Consider the following 17,202-nt stretch of genomic DNA (forward strand, 5'->3'; position numbering starts at 1 on the left):
ATGGACACCGAGACGGACACGAACACGGGGAACAGTGCGGCGGTGAAAACTGCGGACACCGTCCGGGACTACGTGCGGTCGAACATGAACGCACTGCGGGACGAGGACCTTCACGACGACGACAACATCTTCGAGAAGGGTTTCGTCACGTCGATCTTCGCCATGCAGCTCCTGGACTTCATCGAGACCACTTTCGACGTAGAGGTGCCGGACGACCGCATCACTCTGCAGAATTTCAGCTCGGTCCACAGAATATCCACCATGGTGGGTGAGCTGAAAAATGCGTCAGGCGAATGAGGAGCACCCCTCAGACATCCAGTCCCGTGCCCGTTCCTTCGCCGAGACCGAACTCGCCGACCGGGCCGCGGAGTTCGACCGGGCCGAATGCCTGCCGGCGGACGTCATCACAAAAATGGCCGACGCCGGGTTCCTCGGCGCGGTGGTACCGACGAAGTGGGGCGGCCACGGTCTCGACCCCCTCGAATACGGCGAACTGACCGAGTCGATAGGAAAAGCCTGCGCGTCGACGAGGGCCCTGCTGACGGTGCACACCTCCCTGGTCGCCGAAACCCTCGCCGAACGGGCGTCGAACCGGCTCAAGGAGAAGTACCTCACCGATCTCGCCCTCGGCAGGAAGATCGCGTGCTTCGCCCTCTCCGAGGCCGATGCCGGTTCGGATGCCGCGTCCGTCGCCACGACGTACATCAAGAAGGACGACGTCTTCGTCCTCAACGGACGCAAGAAGTGGACGTCCTTCGCCGGCGTCGCCGATCTGTTCATGGTCTTCGCGGTCGACAACGATGCCACGAGTGCCTTCCTCGTCGAACGTGAGGCGCCGGGCGTGGAGATCCACCCGATGTCCGGGATGCTGGGCAACCGGGCGACGCACATGGCCGAGGTCTCCCTCACCGATGTCGAGGTTCCCGCCGAGAACCTCGTGTCGGGCATCGGTCTTGGATTCGGCCTCGTCGCGAACACGGCCCTTTTCCACGGCCGTTACAGCATTGCCTGGGCCGGCGTCGCGATAGCCCAGGCGGCGCTGGAGACCATGTGTACCTATGCCGGCGAACGCGAGCAGTTCGGGGTGAAGATCGGCACCCATCAACTGGTGCAGAAGATGATCGCGGACGCCGTCACCCAGGTCGGGGCCGCGCGAGAACTCTGCCGTCGAGCAGGCCGGCTGCGTATGGAACGCAGCGCCGACGCGGTGATGGAGACCAACATCGCGAAGTACTTCTCCTCGACGATCGCCCAGCAGGTGACCTCGGACGCGGTGCAGGTTCTCGGTGGAAACGGATGCTGGGACCGGTATCCGGCGGAACGACTGTTCCGGGAGGCGAAGGTCCTGGAGATCATCGAAGGCACCTCTCAATTGCAGCAATTGATGATCGCCGACCACGGATACAAGAAATTTGCCGGCTCAGGATCAGGGTGGGGGAAATGAAGCTTCGCGACACCGGCGGGAATACGCGTCCCGCGTTCGTCTTTCCCGGGCAGGGTGCCGTCTGGCCCGGCATGGTGGTCGAACTGCTCGACGGCTCACCGGTCTTCGCCCGGCGGATGGGCGAGTGCGCGGACGCCCTGGCGCCGCACGTGGACTGGTCCCTGATCGACGTGCTCCGGGCGGAGCATCCCTCGGCGTACGAGCCCGTGAACGTCTCGGTGCCCGTGGTGTTCGCCGTCCAGATTTCCCTGGCCGCGCTGTGGCGGTCCCACGGCGTCGAGCCGCACGCCGTCGCGGGCGCCAGCCTCGGTGAGGTCGCCGCGGCGACCGTCGCCGGCGCGCTCTCCCTGGACGAGGCGGCCCGGGTCATCGCGATCTGGAGCGAGGCACAGGCGCGGGTGAAGGCCCCCGGCGCCATGGCGCTGCTGGCACTCCCCCCGGAGGAGGCACAGGCCCGGCTGGCGCCGTTCGGCGACGCCGTGGGCATCGCGGGTGTCATGGCTCCGCGAGCGGTGGTGGTCGCGGGCGACCGCGACGAGATCGTGCGGCTGGTCGACGAGGCGCGGGCCGGGGGGACGTACGCCCAGCGGCTCTCGGTCCGCATCGCGGGCCACTCGTCCCTGATGGAGGAGGAGCGCGACTGGCTGCTGGGCTCCCTGGGAGAGGTCGTCCGGCGTGCCGCCCACATCCCGTTCTACTCCAGCGTGACCGGCGGTCCGCTGGACACCCGTGACCTGGACGCCGGTTACTGGTACCGCAACCTGCGGCAGAACATGCTGTTCGAACAGACCACGCGGGCCGTGCTGGCCGACGGCCACACCGCGCTCATCGAGCCCACCCCGCACCCGGTGCTGGCGACCGCGATGCGCTCCACGGTGGAGGCGACCGGGAGCGGTGTTCCGGTGATCGGCACGCTGTACCGGGGTCAGCGGGACATGAGCCGGTTCCTGGTCTCGCTCGCCGAGCTGGCCGCGCCGTCCGGGTCGTCGGTACCGTCCGAGCCGTACGAGTCGTACGAGCGGTCCGTCGCCCCCTCGGCCGCGGACGCCCGCGCGGTCGGGATGACCTGTCGCGCGGACGGACCGCGGGATCAGCCCGCCGCCGACGACGAGTTGGCGGAGGCCGTGTGCGCGGTGGTCGTCGCGGCGGTGCGCGGCGAGACGGTGCCGGAGGTGACCGTCGGCGACATCACCCTGGGCCGTCGCGACCACGAGAGGGGTCTCTTCGACCTCGGGTTCGACTCGCTGGGACTCGTCTCGCTCCGGGAGCGTCTGGAGCGGCGGCTGGACGTCCGGCTGGAGAGCACCTTCACCATCGACAACCCCACCGTCGCCGCTCTGGTACGCGAGTTGGTGCCGAAGGCGCGACGGCCGGACGCCGGGACCCGGGCAGCGGCCCCCGCCGGCCCCGCCCGCCCCGTCGACCCGTCGGAACCCGTCGCGCTGGTCGGGATGTCCTTCCGGCTGCCGGGCGGTATCGGCGACCGGGGCCGCTTCTGGGAGGTGCTGAGCGAAGGCATCGACGTCGTGGGGGAGATACCCGCCGACCGATGGCGGCACAGCCCGCTGGACACCGCCGGGATCACGACCACGGAAGGCGGCTACCTCGACGAGGTCGACCGGTTCGACCCGCTCTTCTTCAACATCTCGCCGAAGGAGGCGCGGCTCCTCGATCCGCAGCAACGACTCCTCCTCGAACTGACATGGGAAGCGTTCGAGGACGCCGGGATCGACCCCCTCACCGCCGGCGACAACCAGCGGGTCGGCACCTACGTCGGGATCTACAACAACGACTACCAGCAGGTCGGGGCGGACCTCGGGCACTCCCCCGACGCGTACACCTACACCGGCAACATGGCCAACGCGGCGGCCGGGCGGATCTCCTACGCCTACGGCTTCCGGGGCCCCAGCATGGCCATCGACACGGCTTGCTCCTCGTCCCTGTACGCGGTGCACCTGGGGATGCGGGAACTGCGGCAGGGCGGCTGCGACATGGTCGTGGCCGCCGGGGTGAATCTGATCCTCAGCCCCGAGGGGCACGTGTCGTGGTCACGGCTGAACGCCCTCTCGCCGACCGGCCGTTGCCGCAGCTTCGACGACGGAGCCGACGGGTACATCCGCAGCGAGGGCGGGGCGGTCGTCGTCCTCAAGCGGCTCTCCGACGCCGAGCGCGACGGTGACCGGATCCTGGCGGTCCTCAGCGGCTCCGCGATCAACCACAACGGTCGCAGCAGCGGCTTCACCGTGCCGAACGGCAAGGCCCAGGCCGAGGTGGTCCGAAGCGCCCTGACCGACGCGGGCCTCGGCATCGACGACGTGTCCTACGTGGAGACCCACGGCTCGGGCACCCCCATCGGCGACCCGCAGGAAGTCAACGCCCTCGCCCGGGTGTTCGCGGACCGCCGGACCAAGCTCCGTATCAGCAGTATCAAGTCGCACCTCGGACACCTGGAGTCCGCGTCCGGCATGGCGGCCCTGTGCAAGGTCGTCCTCGCGATCGAACACGGCCGCCTCCCCGGCACCCTGCACTTCCGCACCGGCAACCGCCGGATCGACTGGGACCGGATCCCGATCGAGGTGGTCTCCGAGGAGACCCCGTGGGATCCGGCGGGCGGCAGGCGACGGGCCGGGATCACCTCACTGGGGATCAGCGGCACCAACGCCCACGTCATCGTCGAGGAGTACCAGCCGCGCGAGCCCGTCGAGCCGCCCCGGCCGGCGCCCGCCACGCCGCGGCTGCTCACCGTCTCGGCCCAGTCGGAAGCGGCGTTGCGGACCGCCCTGCGCAATCTGGCCGGGTGGAGCCGGAACTCCTCCGCGCCCCTGGCCGACGTCGCCCACACACTGGGCGGGCGAGGCGAGTTAAGGCACCGCCGGGCGCTGGTCTGCGACACCCTCGCCGACCTCCCGGCCGCGGCCGAAGCGGCGGCCTCGGACGACACCGTGCTCCCCGACGGCCACACCGCCGGCGAGGTCTTCGTCTTCTCCGGTCAGGGAACGCAGTACCCCGGTATGGCCCGTGAGCTGTACGACCACGCCGAGCTCTTCCGCCGCGAGATGGACGAACTGGACCACGCGTTCGTACGAGCCGGCGGTGCCTCCCCGCTGGAGGTCATGTTCGGGGACGACGAGGCGCCGTTCGCGTCACCGCTGCACACCCAGCCGATGATCTTCACCGTCGAGCTGGCGCTGGCGCGGTACTGGCAGGCGCTCGGTGTCACCCCGGCCGCGGTCCTCGGTCACAGCATCGGTGAGTACGCGGCGGCCTGTTTCGCCGGTGTCATGAGCCGTGAGCAGGCCGTCGACCTGGTGCTGCGCCGGGCCAGGGTCATGGAGGACACGCCGCGCGACGGTGGCATGGCGACGCTGCTCTGCTCCCGCGAGCGGGCCGGGGAACTGCTGGGCGACTTCCCCGACGTCACGGTGGCCGCCGTGAACGCGGCGGAGAACGTCACCGTCTCGGGACCGGCACGGAGCCTCGACAAGGTGCTGCGGAAGGCCCGTAAGCAGCGGATCTTCGTGGAGCGCCTGGACATCTCGCACCCCTTCCACTCGCCGGGGATGGCCCGCGGTGGAGAGGAGCTGTACGAGCAGATCCGCGATCAGCGGTTCGCCGCTCCGCGCATCCCGTGGATCTCCTCGCAGACCGGCCGCACGGTGCCGCCGGACTCGGTGATCGGCGCGGAGTACTGGAGCCGCCACCTGGTCGACCCCGTCCTGTTCACGTCGGCGGTCGACACGGCGGTCGGCCAGGGCTTCCGGGTGTTCGTCGAGGTCGCGCCCATGGCGACGCTCGGCGGCCTGATCGCCCAGGACGGCCCGCCGGACGTGGTGACCGTCCCGAGTCTGCGCAAGGGCCGTTCCGACATACGGCAGTTCCTTCAGAGCGCCGGCCTGCTGTGGAGGCTCGGCCGGACGCTGGACCACGGCCGGCTGCCGGGCGGTCCCGGCGAACTCCTGCGGGACCTTCCCCACACACCGTTCGACAAGCAGCGGATCTGGTACGACGACCACACCGTGAAGGGGGGTGCTCCGATGTCCCCCGGCATCGAGAGCGGCGACAGCGGTATCGACAGAGGTATCGCGAGCGCCACGCAGGACACGCCGACGGATGACACGCGTAGAACAGCCGAACGCGAAACGGTCCGGGCGTTCCTGACGGAGGCGCTGGCCGAGATCACCGGCGTCGCCGTGGACACGATGGACGAGTCGCTTGAGCTGTTCTCGCTCGGCGTCGACTCCCTCATGCTCGTCCAGCTGGTCAAGAGGATCGACCGGCGGTTCTCCGTCGACTTCCCGGTCAGGATGTTCTTCGAGTCGCTGCACACGGTGGGGCAGTTGACCGGCTTCGTACTGGCGAACCGGCCCGCCGAATCCGAGCCGCGGAACGTCCCCGAACCGGTCGAGCCGGCCGGACCGGTCGAACTGGCCGCGCCGCCCCCCGCCGCCGTCGCCGCGCCGCCCCCCGCCGCCGTCGCCGGGCAGCCGCCCGCGGGCGGTCTTGAGGCTGTCGTCCAGGCGCAGTTGGCGATCATGCGGCAGCAGCTCAGCCTGCTCGGAGCCACCCCCGCACCGGCGGGCGTCGCCGCACCCGCCACCGCACCCGCCACCGCCCTCGTCCGCGCCGACGCGGCGGGGACGACCCCGGCCAAGGCCGGTTCGTACAACAACAACATCGCGCTGAGTGACGACCGGCTCAACGACGAACAGAGCCGATTCGTCGCGGACTTCGTGGCGCGGTACGTCGCCAGGACCCGCGCGTCGAAGGAGTACGCCGACAAGTACCGCGGCACACTGGCGGACTGGATCGCGTCGCTCAACTTCAACCCGAGCGTGAAGGAGACGGTCTACCCGGTCGTCTCCGCCCGGTCCAGCGGTGCCATGTTCTGGGACCTGGACGGCAACGAGTACATCGACACCGCCATCGGCTACGGGGTCCATGTCTTCGGGCACAACCCGCCCTTCATCGCCGACGCGGTCCGCGCCCAGCTCGACCACGGATACGAGCTCGGCCCGCAGAACAGGCTCGCCGGCGAGGTCGCGGAGCTCATCCACGAGATGGTCGGCGCCGAGCGGGTCGCCTTCTGCAACACGGGCACCGAAGCGGTGATGGTGTCACTGCGGCTGGCGAGGGCGGTGAGCGGCCGGGACAAGATCCTCCGGTTCACCAACTCGTACCACGGAAGCTCCGACGGAGTCCTGGCCGAGACGGACGGCACCGCCACCGTCCCGCTGACCATCGGGGTCCCGCAGGGCATGGTCGACAACACCCTGGTGCGCCCGTACGGCAGCCCCGGAGCCCTGGAGTGGCTCCGGGAGCACGGCGCCGGGCTGGCCGCCGTGCTGGTCGAGCCCGTGCAGTCCCGGAACCCCGGACTACAGCCGGGAGAGTTCCTGCGCGAACTGCGCGAGATCTGCACGGAGCACGGGATCGCGCTCGTCTTCGACGAGATGATCACCGGCTTCCGGGTGGAACTGGGCGGCGCCCAGGCGTACTTCGGCGTGCGGGCCGACATCACGCTGTACGGGAAGCTCGTGGCGGGCGGCCTGCCGATCGGCATCGTGGCCGGCCGGAGCAAGTACCTCGACGCCGTGGACGGCGGCGCCTGGGTCGACACCGACGACTCCAAGCCCGCCGCCCCGACCACCTTCTTCGCCGGGACGTTCTGCAAGCACCCGCTGGCCATGGCCGCGTGCAAGGCCGTACTCACGCGCCTGAAGGAGTCCGGCGCCGCGATGCTGGCCGAACTCAACGACTACACGGCCGAGTTCGCCCGCCGAGCCAACACGTACTTCGAGGCCGAGGAAGTGCCGCTGACGGTCGCCCACTTCGCGTCGATGTACAAGTGGGAACCGCTGGCGCCACGGGACGTGGCACACGCCACGCTGACCCAGAACCTGTTCTTCAAGCTCCTGAACCACCACGGCGTCTACGTGTGGGAGCGCAGGACGGCCAACTTCTCCGCCGCCCACACCCGTGAGCACCAGGACCGGATCCTGGAGGCGGTCCGCGTCAGTGTGGAAGCGCTGCGCGCGGGCGGGTTCGACTTCCGGCGCCGGCCGGCGAACGCGGCCCTGCCCGGGGCGCCGGGGGCGTCCGAGACCTCCGGGAGCTCCCGGACCTCCGGGGCCGGTACGGCGGTCGCACCACGACCGGACGGGCCGGCGGACATCACCTCGCTGGAGCAGCGGGTCTACCTCCTGTCCCGGATGCGCGGCGGAAACGAGGCGTACCAGATCGTCTTCGGCCTCCGCTTCGACGGCCCGCTCGACCGGGACAGGGTCGCCGCCGCCTTCCGGGCGATCGGCCGCAAGCACACGAACCTGCGGCGCTACTACGAGGTCGGCCGGAGCGGTGTGCGGGCCATGACCGCGCCGGACGTCAGCCCGGAGTTCCACCTCTTCGACCGCGCCCAGGACCCGTCGCTGACCGTCGATGACGTCCTGGCGGTGCTGAACAGGCCGCTCGACCTGGCGAAGCCGCCGCTGTGGCGCTACGGCATCGTCGTCGACCCGGACGGTACGCACCTGCTGGTCGTCTCCTTCCACCACATCGCCGTCGACGGCCGGTCGATCGAGATCATCTTCAACGACCTGGCCGAGCACCTGACACACGGCCGGCTCGACGCACACGAGGAGTCGGAGCACTCCGACGAGTACGCCGCGTTCGCACGCACCCTGTCCGGTGCGCCGGCCCGCCCCGAGTACGCGGACCACCGGCGGTGGTGGCGGGAGCAGTTCGCCACCGTACCGAAGCCCCTGAGCCTTCCGGCGGACTCGCCGCCTCCCCCGGTCAACGACTTCGCCGGGCGGCGCCACTACTTCCAGGTCGACCCCGAGCTGCACCGGGCCGCCACGGCGGTGATCCGCCGGGAGCGGACGACGCCGTCCGTCTTCTACCTGTCGTTGTGGGCGCTGCTGCTGGCCAAGGCCACCGGCGACGACGACCTGTGCGTCGGCGTCCCGATGGACCAGCGCATGCTGGGCTCGTTCGAGAAGACGGTCGGCATGTTCGCCGAGTCGCTTCCGCTGCGGATCCGGCCGACGGCCGACACCCCGGTCTCCGAACTCCTGCGCCAGGTCCGGGAGACCAGCCTCGGCGCGATGAGCCACGCGTACCACCCGTACAGCGTCCTGGTCCAGGAACTCGACCTGGCGCGGGACCACGGCCGCAACGCGCTGTTCGACACGATGTTCATCTACACCGACGCCCGGACGCGTGCGCGCCGCTTCGGCGAACTCACCGCGACGACCGAGGAACTCGGCGCGCGGGGCTCGATGTTCGCTTTCACCTTCGAGCTGACCGAGCGCGACGGCGGGCTGTTCGTCGATGTGAACCATTCGAACGTCTACGGCGCTGAGCGGGTCGCCCGGCTGATGGACTGGTTCCAGGCCCTGCTGGCCCAGGTGGTGCGGGACCCGGACCGTACGGTCGGCGAGCTGTCGCTGCTCGACGACGCGGCGGGCGAGCGCCTGGCCGCCCTGGGCACCGGACCGGTCGTCGCGGATCCGCCGCCGCTGTCGGAGCTGTTCGAGGTGGCGAGCGAGACGTACGCGCGGGAGCCGGCGGTGCGGTTCTGCGGCGTGGACGTCTCCTACGCGGAGCTGGCCGGGCGGGTGGACCGTCACGCCGCCTTCCTGCGGGCCCACGGTGCCCGTGAGGGGGACGTGATCGGGCTCCTCCTGCCGCCGTCGCCCGAGCTGATCACCCTGATGCTGGCCGTCAACCGGATCGGCTGCTCCTGGCTGCCGATGGACGTCGGCACACCGCCGAAGCGGCTCGCCGACTTCGTCGAGACCGCCCGTCCCGCGGCGATCGTCTGCTTCGAGGGCGCCGTGCCACCGGACCCCGGGGCTCCCGTTCTCGTCCTGGCGGAGGGTGGCGTACCCGACGAGGTGGTCGACGACGCTCCGCGGACCGGTGCGGCGCCGGACGATCCGGCGTACGTCATCTTCACGTCCGGCTCCACCGGCAGGCCGAAGGGCGTCACGGTCACCAACGGGTCCCTCGCCAACTTCCTCACGGGGATGCCCGACGCGCTGCGCTGGGGCGAGCGGAAGACCGTGGCGTGCCTGACGACGCCGTCGTTCGACATCCACCTCCTGGAGACGCTGCTGACACTGGTCACCGGCGGCACGGTGGTCGTGGCCGACGAGGACGAGGTCCGGACCCCGGCGGGCATCGCCGAGTTCGTCGTCCGCAACGGTGTCGACCACGTACAGCTGACGCCGACCCGGCTCCGGCTGCTGCACGCCGACCCGGACGCCGCCTTCGAGGCGCTGGACGCGCTGAAGAAGCTCGTCGTGGGTGGCGAGGCGTTCCCGGAAGACCTGCTCGACGGGCTGCGGGAGCACGCGTCGCTGGAGATCTTCAACGTCTACGGCCCGACGGAGACCTGCATCTGGTCCAGCGTCAAGGAGCTGACGGGTGACACCGCCGTCAGCATCGGCACACCGATCGCCAACACCACCCTCCATGTGCTGGACGACGAGCTGCGGATGGTCCCGGAGGGCATGGAGGGCGATCTGTGGATCGGCGGCCTCGGGGTGTCACCCGGCTACCTCAACCGGCCCGAGCTGAACCATGAGGTGTTCCGGGACAGCCCGTTCGGTGCCGGACGGATCTACCGCAGCGGTGACCGGGCCGTCTGGAAGGACGGCGAGGTCCACTGCCTGGGACGGACCGACAACCAGGTGAAGGTCCGCGGTCACCGGATCGAACTGGAGGAGATCGAGCGGGCGATCGCCGGACACGAGCTGGTCACCGCCGCCGCCACGGTCGTCCACGAACTGTCGCCGGGCAACCGGGTCATCCGCGGGTTCTACCAGGCGAAGCGGGGCGGGACCGTCGGACAGGACGTCCTGAAGGCCTTCCTCGCGGAGCGGCTGCCGGACCACATGGTCCCCGCCACCCTGACGGAGGTCCCCGGCATACCCGTGACGACCAGCGGAAAGGTCGACCGCACGGCACTGGGACGGCAGAGCGTCGAGTGGGCGGCGCCGGACCGCGCCGCCGCCGCCCGGCCGGGCGTGGACCGGGAGTTGGCCGCCGCGTGGAGGCGGACGCTCGGGGACGTACCCATCGGGCAGGACGACAGCTTCTTCGACCTCGGGGGCAACTCCTTCAGCCTGATCCTGCTGTTGAACGAACTGGACGCGGCGTTCCCCGGACTGCTGGACGTCAGCGACCTGTTCGCCAACCCCACGATCGGCAGGCTCCGCGCACACATCGAGGAGAAGCTGGCCCGCCGCGAGGCGGGCGCGTCGCCGGCCGAGACCGGTGTCCGGCTCCCCGACGCCTGGTTCGCGCGGGCCGGCACGGGCGGCGGCCGGGTCGAGACCACCCTGTCCCCGCGGATCAGGGACGGACTGGCCCGGCTGCGCAAGGACGTCGGCCGGGAGACGGAGGAGCTGGTCCTCGCGACGTTCGCCCTGACCCTCGGCAAGTTGCTCGGCCAGGACGACATCACCCTGTGCGTCGTGCGGGGCTCGGACGTCGCCGTACCGGTCCGGTTCGACTTCGCGGGCAGGAGCGACCTCCGGGACATCCTGGACGAGGAGGGGCACCGGCCCGACGGGGCGAACCAGGTCCCCCTCGGCGGGTTCACCGCCGGCCGCAACGCCGGGGGAAAGGTGTCCATCGCGTTCTGTGACAGCCGCCAGGTGGACGAGACGCGGCTGCTGCGCCACTTCGACCTCGTCCTGGGGCTCGACTTCCTGGCCGAACCCCCGGCCGTCGGCATCGGCTACGCCCGGAAGATCGACTCCGCGGCGGTGGAACGACTGCTGAGCGGCTTCCGCAGGCTCCTCGGTGTGCTGAGTGAGCCGTCCGACACGGGGCCGGCCCCGTCGCGTACATCCAAGGAGAAGGGCAACTCGTGAACGACCTTGTCATCGTGTTCCCCGGCCAGGGGTCCCAGTTCCCCGGCATGGGCAAGAACTGGTTCGACGCGCACGACAGCGTGCGGGAGCGCTTCCGGCAGGCGTCCGACATCGTCGGCTACTCGCTGGAGGACCTCTGCTTCAACGCGCCGCCCGGCGAACTGACGAAGACCGCGCACGCGCAGGTCGCGCTGCTGGTCCTCAGCCACTCGATGTACGAAGTGCTCCACGCGGACCGCAGGCCGCCCGCCGCCGCCATGGCGGGGCACAGTCTGGGCGAGATCACCGCCCTGCTCGCCGCCGGTGCGCTGGCCTTCGACGACGCGGTGCGCCTGGTCAAGGTCCGCGGCGAGGCCATGCAGCTCTGCGCGGCGGAGAACAGCGCCGGGATGATCGCCGCCCTGAAGATGCCGGCGGCGGAGGTCGAGACGTGCGTGGCGGGGTTCAACGCCGGCACGCGCACCGTGCAGGTCGCCAACTACAACGCCGAGCGGCAGACGGTGCTGTCGGGTGCGCTCGACGACCTGAAGGACCTGACCGCGTATCTGGAGGAACGCGGCTGCAAGGTCGTCAGGCTCAACGTGGGCGGGGCGTTCCACAGCACGTTCATGGCGAACGCCGTCCCGTCGTACGTCCGGGCCGTCGAGGAGATCGAGTTCTCGCAGCCGGCCGTTCCGGTGTACAGCACCGTCACCGGCCGGGCTTACGGGAGCGTGCGGGAGATCAAGGACGCCCTGGCGGTTCAGCTGACCAGCCCGGTCCGCTGGAGCACCGCCGTCTCCGCGCTGGCGGAACGTGACGTCGCGCTGTGGCTGGAGGTGGGGCCGAAGCAGGTGCTCAAGAAGCTGCTCCAGGACGCCGTGGACGGTGGCGCCGTGCACAGCCTCGACGCGGAGCCCGACGAGGCGTACGCCGCGCTCGACCGACTCGCCGAGCGCAAGCGGCGCGAGCCCGGACTGGTCGGCCTGTGCCTGGGCGCCGCCGCCGCGACGCGCAACCGCAACTTCGACGAGGAGCAGTACACCAACGGCGTGGTGCTGCCCTACCGGCGGCTCCAGGAGCTGAACCAGGTGGACAAGGACGAGCTGTCCGACGAGCAGAAGGCGACCGTCCTGGAGCTGCTGGGCGTGATCATGACGACCAAGCAGGTCCCGGAGGCGGAGCGGCGGGAGCGGATCGCGTCGGTCCTCGTACGGACCGGCGACACACACCTTCGTACGGATGCGGGGGTGCCCGCCGGATGAAACCCCTGCTCGGCCTTGACGATCTGGACCTGGCCCAACTCCCGGACGACTCCGAGGCCCTGATCACCCACTCGGTGCCCCGGCGCGACCACGGTCCCGTCGCCATCATCGGAATGAGCGGACGGGCGGGCGAGGCCACGAGCCTCGACGAGTTCTGGACGATGATCCTGCGCGGCGAGGAGGCACCCGGCGGTCTCTCGGCCGAGCGGCGCGCCGACGTCGCCGCGTACCTCGCCGCCCGGGGCGCGCCGACGCCGGTGGCGGAGGAGCGCTACATGCGCGGGACGCGGCTGCGCTCCGTGGCGGAGTTCGACCACCGTTTCTTCTCCCTGGCCCCGCGGGAGGCCAAGACCATCGATCCGAACCAGCGGATCTTCCTGGAGACCGCGTGGGCCGCCCTTGAGGACGCCGGCTATCTGAACAAGGAGATCCGCGGGGAGCGGGTCGGTGTCTACGCCGGGATGTCCGCGGACTTCGGCGAGGACTACCGGGCGCTGATCCAGGCGATCGCGCCCGACGCACCGGAGATCTCCGTCGCCGGCAACGTCAAGTCGATCACCGGGAGCAGGCTCGCCTACCTCCTGGACCTCAAGGGCCCTTCGCTGCTGGTCGACACGGCCTGCTCGTCCGGTCTGGTGGCCGCCTACACGGCCTTCCGGGCCGTGCAGAGCGGCGAGTGCGCGATGGCGGTCGTCGGAGCGGCCAACACGGACCTGCTGCCGATCACCGCCGACGCCTCCGGCATCGGTCTCAAGGACATCCAGGACACGTCGTCGTCGGACGGCCGCACACGGACCTTCGACCGCAGGAGCGAGGGCACCCGTCCGGCCGAGGGATGCTTCGTCTTCGTCCTCAAGGCCCTGGACCTCGCGGAGCGGGACGGCGACAACATCCACGCCGTCGTCATGGGCGGCGCGGTCAACCAGGACGGCGCCTCCAACGGCATCACCGCCCCCAACGCGCAGGCGCAGGCGGACCTGATCGAGGCGGCCCTCAACGACGCCGGGGTCGGGGCCGACCGGATCGGCTTCATCGAGGCACACGGTACGGCGACCAGGCTCGGCGATCCGGTCGAGATCAGCGGGATCGAGCGGGCCTTCTCCCGGCAGACGGCGCGCAAGCAGTTCTGCGGCATCGGCACGGTCAAGACGAACATCGGGCACATGGACAACGCGTCCGGCCTGGCGGGCCTCGCCAAGCTCGTGCTCTCGATGAAGCACCGAACGCTGCCGGCGAGCCTCCACTTCGAGGAGCCGAACCCGAACATCACCTTCCCGCTGACCCCGCTCTACGTGAACGACACCACGGTCGCGTGGTCGGACGACCCCCAGGAGACTCTCTACGCGGGAATCAACAGCTTCGGGCTGAGCGGTACCAACTGCCATCTGGTGCTGCGCAGTCCGGACCCCGTTCCGGCGCGGGAACTCGCGGGTGCCCGAGCCCCGGAGTGCTTCCTGCTGCCGCTGAGCGCCCGGGACGCGCGGGGGCTGAGGCGGCTCGCGGAGCGCTATCGCGCCTTCCTGACCCGCGACGACGAGGTGAACCTCGCCGATCTGGCCTTCACCGCGTCGGCCGGACGTCTGCACCACCAGGTGCGCGCCGCGTTCACCTTCGGCTCGCGCGCCGAGCTGGTGGCACTGCTCGAACGCTTCCTCGCGGACGCGGAGTTGAACGTGAACGGCTCCGTGAACGGCTCCGTGGACGGCGGCGCGGACGCGGACGTGGCGTACGGGGAGTTCCGTCCGGTCCTGGAACGGACCGCGACGACCGGCCCCGATGCCCTCACCGAAGCCGATCGCGACCTCCTGAGCGGCCGGGCGGTGTCGCTGCTCGCGGAAGGCGGGACGGGCCGGGACGCCCGGCACCGGCTCGCCGACCTGTACGTCCGGGGCGCCGAGATCGACTGGCGATCGGCCGCCGCCGACGGCGCGCGCCGGATCTCGCTGCCCACCCACCCGTTCGACCGGACCCGGTGCTGGATCGAGTCCGACCGCCGGCGTGGCCGGTCGGCCGGACTGACCGGCGACGCGGACGTCCTGCGCTCCTGGGACCGGGACATCTCCGTGTCCCGGATCGGTCCCGACCGGATGTGGGAGCTGGCCGACCACCGTATCCAGGGGGTCAGCGTCCTGCCCGGTACCGGCCTGGTCGAGATGATCGTGTCGACCGCGCGGCGGCTCGGCCGCGCCACGCCCCTGACGCTGCGCAACATCCGGTTCGAACTGCCCCTCGCGGTCCCCGACGGTACGGAGGCCGAGGTGCACGTCGTCATCGAGGCCAGGGGCGACACGGACCGCGTCACCCTCGCGACGCGGCAGCCGGACGGCGAGTGGGTGCGCAACGCCTCCGCGGAGCTGCTGAACGAAGCCGTGCCTGAGCCTCCCGCGGCGCTCGACATCGAGGAGGTACGGGGCCGGATGACCCGCGAACTCCTCCTGGACGACGACCTCGACCCCGCCAACGGCCTTGTCATCGGCGAGCGCTGGACGGGCAGTGTGCTGTACGGCCTGGCGGACGACGACGCGGGCGAACTCCTCTACGAGCACGAGTTGCCGGCTGCCCACCGGGAGGAGATCAACGACTACGTCCTGCATCCGGCGCTGTTGGACGCACTGATCAACGCGCCCAACACCGTCTACGAGCAGGACCGTCTCTATCTGCCGTTCTCCTACGGCCGGCTCACGGTCCACGGGCCCCTGCCGGCCCGGGTGTTCACCCACTTCAAGAAGCGGCCGGAGTCGGTCGCCGGGCAGCTCTACGTCTTCGACGTGTGCGTGGTCGATCCCGCCGGGCGGACCGTGCTGACCGTGGACAACTACTGCATCAAGTCGGCGGCCAACCTCGACCTGACGCCGGCCACGGAGTACGGCTGGGTGCGGACGTACCGCAGGACGACGCCGCCACCGGCCCCGGCCGAGGGGCGGGGCACCGTCCTGCTCGGCGGGGACTTCGGCGGCGCGCTGGGCGGCCTGAGGAAGGAGCTGGAGGCCGCCGGACACGACTGGGTGCACATTCCCGACGCGGGGGACCCGGTCGCCGCCGACCGGCTGGGCGACGGCCGGCGCTTCGCCTTCGGTCTGCTCTCCTGCGGGCCCGCGGACCCGGCCGGCCCGCTCGCCGACCGGGTGGTCGGGCCGGTCGACGCGACGCTGGCCCTGCTGGGGCTCGTCTCGCGGCGGCGGTGCGCCTTCACGGACGGTCTGCTGGTCGTGACCCGTAACGCCTTCGCCGTCACGGGTGAGGAGAGCGCGGTCGACCCCGGGCAGGCCGGGGTGGCCGGGCTGGCGCGCGTCGCGGCACTGGAGTACCAGGGCCTGCGGATCCGCTGTCTCGACGGCGACGAACACACCGGCCCCGCGCGGGTGGTGGCGGAGGCACGCGCCGCCGGCCGGCCGCCGTTCCTCCTCCAGCGCGACGGGCAGTCGTACGAACCGCATCTCGCGAAGTCCCCGATCCCGCAGCGGACCGGGGGCGCGGTGCCGGTCTCCACCGACGGAGTGGTCGTCATCTCGGGCGGGACCGGAGGGCTCGGCACCGCGGTGGCACGGCAGTTGGCCCGGCAGGGCGCGCGCAGGCTGGTCCTGCTGGGCTCGCCGGTCGCGGACACCGCGCGGGAACCGCGGCTGAGCGACATCCGGTCCGAGATCGAGGCCGAGGTCGACCACTTCGAGGTCGTGCGGCTCGCGCTGGAGGACCGGGAGGCGGTCGAGCGGGCGGTACGCGACATCCGTGCGCGGCACGGCCGGATCTCGGCGGTCCTCCATCTCGCCGGCCGGCCCGGTGTCGGCTTCCTGCACACCAAGAGCGTCGACTCGTTCATGAGCGTCTACCGGCCGAAGGCCCTGGGCGGCGTCCATCTGCACGAGGCCACGCTCGCCGACGACCTGGACCACTTCGTCGTGTTCTCCAGCATCGCCGCTCTCGAACCGGCCGCGGGGCAGGCCGACTACACGGCCGCGAACCTGGCCCTGGACAGCCTGGCCCAGTACCGCGGCCACGCCGGTCTGCCGGCGCTCAGCGTCCAGTGGCCGGCCTGGCGCGAGACCGGGATGGCGATGCGCCTGGACGCCGTGGACGAGGACGAGGCCTTCCGGCCGCTGGACACCGACGAGGCGGTCGGCCTACTCACGGCCCTGATGGCCTGGGAGGACCACCCGACCGTGGTCATGCCCGGCCGGATGAGGAAGCCCGGCGCACAGGTGCGGGTGGACCGCGAAGGACCGTCGGGTCCGGGGAACGGCCGCGAGGTCGTACTGCACGGCCTGGAGGACGTCGGCGTGGTCGAGCGGACCGTCGCGGAGATCTGGGCGGCGACGCTGGACATTCCCGAGGTCGACGCACACGAGGAATTCGCGGATCTCGGCGGGAATTCCCTGCTGGTATCGCAGATGTCAAAGCTCTACGACGAGCGCTATCCGGGTCTGATGGATGTCGTGGACCTGTTCAGGTACACATCCGTCGCGGCCCAGGCGGCGTACCTCAAGGAGAAACTCGGAATTGCACCGGCCGAGGTCACGGCCGAAGCGCCCGCCCCGGACTCGGACGGCGGTGAGATCGACCGGCTGCTGGACCTCGCGGAGCAGGGCGTGGTCACCGTCGACAGTTCCCCCGGCCTCATTTAGGAATCGGAAGT

5 protein-coding genes are annotated in these 17,202 nt (G+C 70.8%); all 5 read left to right on the forward strand.

What is annotated here, in order from left to right:
* Genes OG700_RS07305 through OG700_RS07325 form a run of 5 tightly spaced genes read left to right on the forward strand, consistent with a single transcriptional unit; the run spans position 1 to position 17,191 of the window.
* A complete protein-coding gene (locus tag OG700_RS07305) occupies positions 1 to 297 on the forward strand; it encodes a phosphopantetheine-binding protein (RefSeq protein ID WP_405610681.1) in 297 nt (98 codons plus the stop codon).
* Complete coding sequence (locus OG700_RS07310) at positions 281 to 1,444, forward strand: acyl-CoA dehydrogenase family protein (RefSeq protein ID WP_405610684.1); 1,164 nt, start codon at positions 281 to 283, stop codon at positions 1,442 to 1,444. The genes OG700_RS07305 and OG700_RS07310 overlap by 17 nt, the downstream gene beginning before the upstream one ends.
* Complete coding sequence (locus OG700_RS07315; RefSeq protein WP_405610687.1) at positions 1,441 to 11,325, forward strand: amino acid adenylation domain-containing protein; 9,885 nt, start codon at positions 1,441 to 1,443, stop codon at positions 11,323 to 11,325. The genes OG700_RS07310 and OG700_RS07315 overlap by 4 nt, the downstream gene beginning before the upstream one ends.
* Positions 11,322 to 12,569, forward strand: coding sequence for an ACP S-malonyltransferase (locus OG700_RS07320; RefSeq protein WP_405610690.1), 1,248 nt, complete (start codon positions 11,322 to 11,324; stop codon positions 12,567 to 12,569). The genes OG700_RS07315 and OG700_RS07320 overlap by 4 nt, the downstream gene beginning before the upstream one ends.
* Positions 12,566 to 17,191 carry an SDR family NAD(P)-dependent oxidoreductase gene (locus tag OG700_RS07325; protein ID WP_405610693.1) on the forward strand — a complete coding sequence of 1,542 codons (4,626 nt, stop codon included), beginning with the start codon at positions 12,566 to 12,568 and terminating at the stop codon, positions 17,189 to 17,191. The genes OG700_RS07320 and OG700_RS07325 overlap by 4 nt, the downstream gene beginning before the upstream one ends.
* Positions 17,192 to 17,202 lie beyond the last annotated feature (11 nt).

Source organism: Streptomyces sp. NBC_01508 (assembly GCF_045040315.1).
Lineage (GTDB): Bacteria > Actinomycetota > Actinomycetes > Streptomycetales > Streptomycetaceae > Streptomyces.